Source organism: Billgrantia endophytica (assembly GCF_002879615.1).
In the GTDB taxonomy this organism is placed as follows: Bacteria; Pseudomonadota; Gammaproteobacteria; order Pseudomonadales; family Halomonadaceae; genus Halomonas; species Halomonas endophytica.
This window is the reverse complement of the sequence record NZ_PNRF01000015.1, coordinates 65,141-72,260: the sequence shown is the minus strand read 5'-3', so window position 1 is coordinate 72,260 and position 7,120 is coordinate 65,141. Positions and strand designations below refer to the sequence as shown.

Genomic DNA, 7,120 nt, shown 5'->3' with positions numbered 1-7,120 from the left:
TCAATAGTGCAGCACCGTACGGATGCTCTTTCCGGCATGCAGCAGGTCGAAGGCCTCGTTGATCGTCTCGAACGGCATGTCGTGGGTGATGAACTCGTCGATCTTGATCTCGCCGTTCATGTAGCGCTCCACATAGCCCGGCAGCTCGCTCCGGCCCTTCACGCCGCCGAACGCCGAGCCACGCCACACCCGGCCCGTCACCAGCTGGAACGGCCGCGTCGAGATCTCTTCGCCGGCCCCCGCCACGCCGATGATCACCGACTCGCCCCAGCCCTTGTGGCAGCACTCCAGCGCCGCGCGCATCACGTTGACGTTGCCGATGCACTCGAAGGAGTAGTCCACGCCTCCATCGGTGAGGTCGACGATCACCTGCTGGATCGGGTCCGAGTGCTCCCGGGGATTGACGACGTCGGTGGCGCCGAACTGGCGGGCCAGCTCGAACTTGTCCGGGTTGACGTCGATGGCGATGATGCGGCTGGCCTTGGCCATCAGCGCGCCCTGGATCACCGCCAGGCCGATGGCGCCCAGGCCGAACACCGCGCGGTGGAGCCAGGCTCCACCTTGGCGGTGTTGAGTACCGCGCCGATGCCGGTGGTGACGCCACAGCCGAGCAGGCAGATCTTGTCCAGCGGGGCCTCCGGCGAGACCACCGCCAGCGACACCTCGGGCAGCACGGTGTATTCGCTGAAGGTGGAGCAGCCCATGTAGTGGTGCAGCGGCTTGCCTTCCAGCGAGAAACGCGAGGTGCCATCCGGCATCAGCCCCTGGCCCTGGGTGGCGCGCACCGCCTGGCACAGGTTGGTCTTGCCCGAGCGGCAGAACTTGCACTGCCCGCACTCGGCGGTATAGAGCGGAATGACGTGGTCGCCGGGCTTGAGGCTGGTGACGCCGGGGCCGACTTCCTCGACGATGCCGGCGCCCTCGTGGCCGAGCACGGAGGGGAACAGCCCCTCCGGGTCGGCGCCGGAGAGCGTGAAGGCGTCGGTGTGGCAGACGCTGGTGGCCGCGATACGAACCAGCACCTCGCCGGCCTTGGGCCCTTCGACGTCGATCTCGACAAGCGCCAGCGGCTTGCCGGCAGCCAGGGCGACGGCGGCACGTGATTTCATGGGGCGCTCCTTGTTATTGTCATCGTTATTGTCACGGGTCGTTGCCGTTGCGCGATTGCCACAGCGTAAAGGATTGACACTGAGGTCAGTCTAGGTGAACCGCATCGGGAAGATTGTGTCGCCATGGCACAAGTGCGTTGCCCCCTGGCAACATTGCGACGGATTGAATTGCCAGTGGGCGCCATAGTGAACGCAGCGGTGGAAGCGACAGGTTCAGCGCGGGGCGTGCAGCCACCAGTGGCATGGCAGTTCGCCCGCCACCAGGGACTCGGCGAGGCGGGCAAGGTCTTCGGTGCCGAGTGAGGCCAGCGATTGCGCCTCTTCTTCCCAGGGGGCCAGCCGCCATGTCGCTCCGGGTGTCTCGATGGTGGGCCGACGGCGCAGCGCCTGCCAGGCGCGTGCGATGGCCTCCGGGCGGGTTTCGGGTGAGCCCTGCCGGGAGGCCAGTCCGCGACGATGCCGTGCCAGTTCGGCCGGGTCCAGGCGGGCCAGTTCCTTTCCCCGCGTCATGATGAAGTCGAGGATGGCCTGGCGAAGGGCATCCGGCGGGGCGCCGGGCGACTGCACCACGTAACCGAGCCGTGGCCAGCCGGCGGATTCCCGGTAGCGCACCGCCGCCACGTAGCCGAACCGGCGGTGCTGACGCATCTCGTGATGAAAGGCGGCGTCGTGACACTGGGCCAGCAGTTGCATCAACCAGCGGCTGCGCGAGCTGTCGTCACCCCCCATCACTTCCAGCATCACCGCCTGATCCTCGCCCTGGGGTGGTAGCCAGGTGGTACCGCCGCTGGCGGGCCTGTCCGGTGAGACGGCAGCTGCCAGGAACTCGCCGAGGGCGGGATGGCTGCTGAACTCGCGGGCGTGATCCCGGGCGTCACAGGCATCGATATCGCCGCTTGCCCAGCACAGCAGGCGCGAGTCGCCGGCCCCTCGTGCGCCGCCAGGTGGCGGTCTTGCCTCGAGGCGATCCAGCATGCGCTGGGCGACCAGTCCCGTCGCAGCGGAGGGCGGTACCTGAGCCGCTTCCCCATGGGCCGCCCGCCATGCGTCCAAGGCCTGCTCCACCAGGGGAACGAGCCGGGTGGCTTCTCCCGATGCCATCAGCCAGTCACCCCGGCTGTCGCCTTCCGTCCTCAGGGTCATGCCATGCGCCCAGGCGGCCTGGCGCAGCGCCAGGCTGCGCTGTCGCCAGCGAACGAGACGAGCCGTCTGATCCGATGCCGCCGCAGGCCAGCCCAGACACCAGCTCGCCTCGCCAGCGGAGCCCGGCCAATCCAGCCCGCCCCACCAGAGGCTGAGCCTTTTTTCCTGCAGCAGGCGTCCCGGCCTTGCGCTGCCCCCGTGGCGCCGTGACGGGCGGGGTGGAAACGTCGGTGCGCCCAGCCCGGGCAGGTCCCGTGGGGAAGCCATGGCGGGCAGCGGCAGCTGCCGGAAGCGGGTGCCGGTCTCTTCCAGCACGTTCCAGCAGGGGGTGGCGTCGGGTGGGCGCTGCCACAGCAGCCGGCACTGGTCGGCGGTCAGCCGGGGCGTCAGGGCGTCAAACGGCATGTCGCCGGGCGTCGTGGCGATGCTCATCCCGCCAGATGCCAGACGGCGGGCCCACCGGCGGGTCCAGGCGTCGAAGTCGGCCGGCTCCGGCCATGGTGTGTCGAATGGCTCGACGAGGGCGGCATCGAGAGCCTGGCGACAGCAGGCCAGTAGCACCTCCAGAGGCGGGTCGGGGGCGACGAGCTCGAGTCGCAGGGTCAGGGCGTTCCCGGCACCAGGAGCGATCGTGCCGACACTCAGGTCGGCAAGGTCGGTCGCCCGTTGCAGGGCAACCGCCAGGGCGCCATCGGCCAGCCTTGCCCTCAGGGTCGAGAGGCCTGTCATGTGGATCTCGTCCATGCCTTCGGGCAGCGGCCAGAGCAGTTCCAGCACCGAGGCATGGGAGTCGGTGACGGTGTCCGGCAGGCACCACATCACCCCATCCGGTGCGTTCCAGCGCCAGGAGCGGGCGTCGCCGGTCATGGGCACGGCACGATGGGCGGCGAATGCCTTGCCGTGGCGCTCCAGCAGGGTCAGCTGTGCCTCGAGCGGCTGGGGGCCGAGCATCACCAGGGCCATGCGCTCGGGCCGGTAGTGGCAGCGGTGGAAGTCGCGCAGCTGCTGGGTCAGCCGTTCAGTATCGTCGCCCAGTGTCGTGCGATTACCGGCGTGGCAGGCCCTGGCCGGATGCGTCGGCCGGCACAGCAGGCCAAGGGCGGCCAGGCGATGCAGTGCCGGGTCGGCTCGCCGCGCGTGGAACTCGGCATCGAGCACGTCCACCTCCCGGGCGATGTGATGGGGGGCGAGCAGCGGCCGAGACAGCAGGTCGATCAGCCGTACCAGGCCCTCCTCGGCGGCATCCGGTGGCAGATGCAGGTGGATGTCGGTGGTGGTCTCGTCGGTGCGGGCGTTGTAGCGTCCGCCCAGGCGTCCGACCCAGCCGCTCAGTTCGCTCTCTCCGGGAAAGCCTTCGGAGCCGAGGAAAAGCGAATGTTCGAGCAAATGTGCCAGGCCTCGACAGGTCGCCGGCTCGTCCAGATAACCGGCACCTACCGCGCCGACCAGCCGCAGCTGCCGCGCCTCGGGCACTTGTGCGGCCAGAATCCACAGACCGTTGGCCAGGCGCGCCGAATGCAGCCGGCTACCCGTTGGCAACCCCTCGCGCCGGGCCGCGTCGATGCTCGCGGCGGACGGCGGTGCGCTCATGCGCGGCAGAAGATTCGAGAGGCGTGGACGTTGCGCAGCGTCAGTTCGTTCAGCGTACGGGCGTCGCCGGCGGCTTCGCGGCGGGCCGCCTCGATCAGGTGGTGATCCGGCGAGAGGTCGCAGACCGGGTCGGTGGCCGCCGGGTCCCCGGTGAGCAGGTAGGCCTGGCAGCGACAGCCGCCGACGTCCCGGCGGCGCTCGTCGCAACTACGGCAGGGCTCCTGCATCCAGCTGTCGCCGCGGTAGCGGTTGAACGGTTCGCTGTCGTACCAGATCTCGCGCAGCGGCCGCTCGCGGACCGTGGGGAAACTCATCGGCAGCATGCGGGCGCTGTGGCAGGGCAGCACCGCGCCGTCCGGCGCCACGGTCATGAAGATCGCGCCCCAGCCACCCATGCAGGCCTTGGGGCGGTCGGAATAGTAGTCGGGCACCACGAACAGCAGGCGCATGTCGCGGCCCCGTTCGGCCAGCGTCTCCCGCCAGCGCCGGGTGGTGGCCTCGGCGGCCTCCAACTGGGCTTCGCTCGGCAGGAGCCCCGCGCGATTGAGGTGTGCCCAGCCGTAGAGCTGGCAGTTGGCGAGCTCCACGGCGTCGGCGCCCAGGTCATCGCATAGGGCAATGATGTTGTCGAGCTGGTCGATGTTGTGGCGGTGCAGCACCACGTTGAGCACCATCGGATAGCCGGCCGCCTTGACCGCCCGGGCCATGGCCAGCTTCTTCGCATGCGCCTTGCGCGAGCCGGCCACCGCCGCGGCGACATCGGGGTCGGAGGCCTGCAGGCTGATCTGGATATGATCGAGCCCGGCCTCGCGCAGGGCCAGGATGCGCGCCTCGTCGAGGCCCAGCGCCGAGGTGATCAGGTTGGTGTAGAAGCCGAGCCGGCGCGCCTCGGCCACCAGCATTTCCAGGTCCTGTCGCACCAGCGGCTCGCCGCCGGAGAATCCCATCTGCACCGCACCCATCGCGCGAGCCTGGGTCAGCACGTCGATCCATTCGTCGGTGGTGAGCTCCTCCTTGACGTCGGCGAAGTCCAGCGGGTTGGAGCAGTAGGAGCACTGCAGCGGGCAGCGATAGGTCAGCTCGGCGAGCAACCAGAGCGGCGCGCCGGTATGACCGTGCAGGGGCTGGTTCGCGGCAGCGGTGTCGGTATGGTCAGTCATGGTGGATCCACCCTTGTCGGTCGGCATCGGACAGGAACTCATGCACGTCCTGCTCGATCGCCGCAGCGGGGGCGTCGGGGAACTGCGCCTGCAGGGTTGCCACCACGGCATCCACATCGCGCTGGCCGTCCAGGGTGGTGAGAATGGCGCCGGCGCTGTCGTTGAGCTGCACCATGCCTTCGGGGTAGAGCAGCACGTGGCGTTGCTGGGCCTCCTCCCACTGCAGGCGCCAGCCGGGGCGCAGGCGATAGACCGTGCTGCCGTTCATGCCGGTGTCCGCGGTAGTGCTCATGTCAGCCCCCGGTGATAGACGCGCTGGTCGGTGACGGTGTGGTAGGGCGGCCGTCCGAGCTGGTAGGCCATGCTCATGGCATCGAGCATCGTCCACAGCACATCGAGCTTGAACTGCAGTATCTCCAGGGCGCGCTCCTGGGCCTCGCGGGTGGCGCATACGGCCATCGCCACCTCCAGGCCGTGCTCGACGTCTCGTCGGGCCTCGGTCAGGCGCTTGCGAAAATAGCCGTAGCCGGCCTCGTCGATCCAGGGGTAGTGGGTCGGCCAGGTGGCCAGGCGGCTCTTGTGGGCCTCCGGGGCGAACAGCTCGGTGAGCGAGGAGATCGCCGCCTCGCGCCAGTCGGCGCGGCGCACGAAATTGACGTAGGCGTCCACGGCGAAGCGCACTCCCGGCAGCACATGCTCCTGGGACCAGAGTTCGTCACGGGTCAGGCCCACTGCCTCGCCCAGGGTCAGCCAGGCTTCGATACCGCCATCGTCGTCGTCATGGCCGTCGTGGTCGAGCAGGCGCTGGATCCAGCGCCGTCGGGTGGCGGCATCGGGACAATTGGCCAGCAGGGCGGCGTCCTTCTGGGGAATGTTGACCTGGTAGTAGAAGCGGTTGGCCACCCAGCCTCGCAGCTGTTCGGGAGTGGCCCGTCCCTCGGCCATGTCGACCTGGTAGGGGTGATGAATATGATAGTAGGCGCCCTTGGCCATCAGGGCCTCGCGGAAGTCCGCGGGACTCATGGCCCCCTTCGTGGCGTTGGCCAGCGGCGACGTGATACCTGTCATTGCGAGGCTCCTCTTTCCTTCCGGTTGTTGTTCTCTATCCGGTGATTCCAGCCGGGCCGAAAGCGACGTCGATCTCTCATCATTGAGACGACCATCGCTTCTGCGGGTTCAGATCTCCAGGCGCATACCGTCGCAGGCCACTTCGATACCGGCCCGGTCCAGGGAGGCGCGCTCCTCGGAGCGTTCGTCGAGAATCGGGTTGGTGTTGTTGATGTGGATCAGCACCCGTCGGGTGGTTTCCGGCAGGCTGGCCAGCTCGGCCAGCAGGCCCCGCTCGCCGGCCAGTGCCAGATGACCCATATCGCGCCCGGTGGACTTGCCGACACCGGCGCGAATCAGTTCATCGTCATGCCACAGGGTGCCGTCGACCAGTACGCAGTCGGCTTGGCCGAGAAAACCGCGTACCCGATCGTCCAGTTCCCCGAGCCCCGGGGCATAGAAGAGTTGCGTGCCACGACGCCTGTCCTGGATCAGCAGGCCGATATTGTCGCCTGGGGTCGGTGCCCCCCGGCGAGGCGAATAGGGCGGGGCGTTGCTGGTCAGGGCCACGGCGGTGAAGCCCAGCCCGGGGCAGTCGGGCACCTCGAACTCGGCTTCCAGGTGATCGTCGTCGATAGCGATGGGCCGCCAGTTCAGGCCACCCTGCCAGTGTTCGAGCATGCGGAACAGCGGGAAGCCGCCGCTCAAATCCTGATGCACGTTTGGGGTACACCAGACATCGAAGGGGCACCCTTCCCGCAGCGACAGGAGCCCGGTGGCGTGGTCGATCTGGCCGTCGACCAGCAGCACACCGGTGATCCCGCTGTCGCGTGGGATGTGTCTGGGATGCAGCTCGGGATTGCTGGCGAGCTGGGCACGGATATCCGGTGAGGCGTTGCACAATAGCCAGCGTTCGCCATCGCTGCTGATCGCGATCGAAGACTGGGTGCGCGGTGTGGCCTCGATAGTACCCTGGCGCAGGCCATGACACAGCGAACAGTTGCAGTTCCACTGGGGAAATCCACCACCCGCGGCGGCGCCCAGTACCAGTACATGCATGTCGCTCTCCTG

Annotated in this window: 5 protein-coding genes and 1 pseudogene; all 6 read right to left on the bottom strand. The window is 68.3% G+C overall.

Translation table 11 applies throughout. The features are described 5' to 3' along the window. Window positions 1-1,109: pseudogene (locus tag C1H69_RS08245) on the bottom strand (S-(hydroxymethyl)glutathione dehydrogenase/class III alcohol dehydrogenase). Window positions 1,110-1,322: 213 nt separating this feature from the next. Beyond that, window positions 1,323-3,842: an insulinase family protein gene (locus C1H69_RS08240; protein ID WP_102652926.1), complete on the bottom strand. Its 2,520-nt coding sequence runs from the start codon at window positions 3,840-3,842 to the stop codon at window positions 1,323-1,325. Then, window positions 3,839-5,002, bottom strand: a complete 1,164-nt coding sequence (gene pqqE, locus C1H69_RS08235; protein WP_102652925.1) for a pyrroloquinoline quinone biosynthesis protein PqqE — start codon at window positions 5,000-5,002, stop codon at window positions 3,839-3,841. Before pqqE ends, C1H69_RS08240 begins: the two co-directional genes overlap by 4 nt. Continuing rightward, on the bottom strand, window positions 4,995-5,294 hold the full coding sequence (pqqD, locus tag C1H69_RS08230; protein WP_240609881.1) for a pyrroloquinoline quinone biosynthesis peptide chaperone PqqD: 300 nt from the start codon (window positions 5,292-5,294) through the stop codon (window positions 4,995-4,997). The genes pqqE and pqqD overlap by 8 nt, the downstream gene beginning before the upstream one ends. Next, a complete protein-coding gene (gene pqqC / locus C1H69_RS08225) occupies window positions 5,291-6,070 on the bottom strand; it encodes a pyrroloquinoline-quinone synthase PqqC (RefSeq protein ID WP_102652923.1) in 780 nt (259 codons plus the stop codon). Before pqqC ends, pqqD begins: the two co-directional genes overlap by 4 nt. A gap of 108 nt (window positions 6,071-6,178) precedes the next feature. Beyond that, complete coding sequence (gene pqqB / locus C1H69_RS08220; protein WP_102652922.1) at window positions 6,179-7,108, bottom strand: pyrroloquinoline quinone biosynthesis protein PqqB; 930 nt, start codon at window positions 7,106-7,108, stop codon at window positions 6,179-6,181. Window positions 7,109-7,120 lie beyond the last annotated feature (12 nt).

What these genes read in the sequence shown, in the direction of transcription:
- C1H69_RS08240 (WP_102652926.1), bottom strand. Translation starts at nt 3,842, where the DNA reads ATGAGCGCACCGCCGTCCGCCGCGAGCATCGACGCGGCCCGGCGCGAG.
- pqqE (WP_102652925.1), bottom strand. Translation starts at nt 5,002, where the DNA reads ATGACTGACCATACCGACACCGCTGCCGCGAACCAGCCCCTGCACGGT.
- pqqD (WP_240609881.1), bottom strand. Translation starts at nt 5,294, where the DNA reads ATGAGCACTACCGCGGACACCGGCATGAACGGCAGCACGGTCTATCGC.
- pqqC (WP_102652923.1), bottom strand. Translation starts at nt 6,070, where the DNA reads ATGACAGGTATCACGTCGCCGCTGGCCAACGCCACGAAGGGGGCCATG.
- pqqB (WP_102652922.1), bottom strand. Translation starts at nt 7,108, where the DNA reads ATGCATGTACTGGTACTGGGCGCCGCCGCGGGTGGTGGATTTCCCCAG.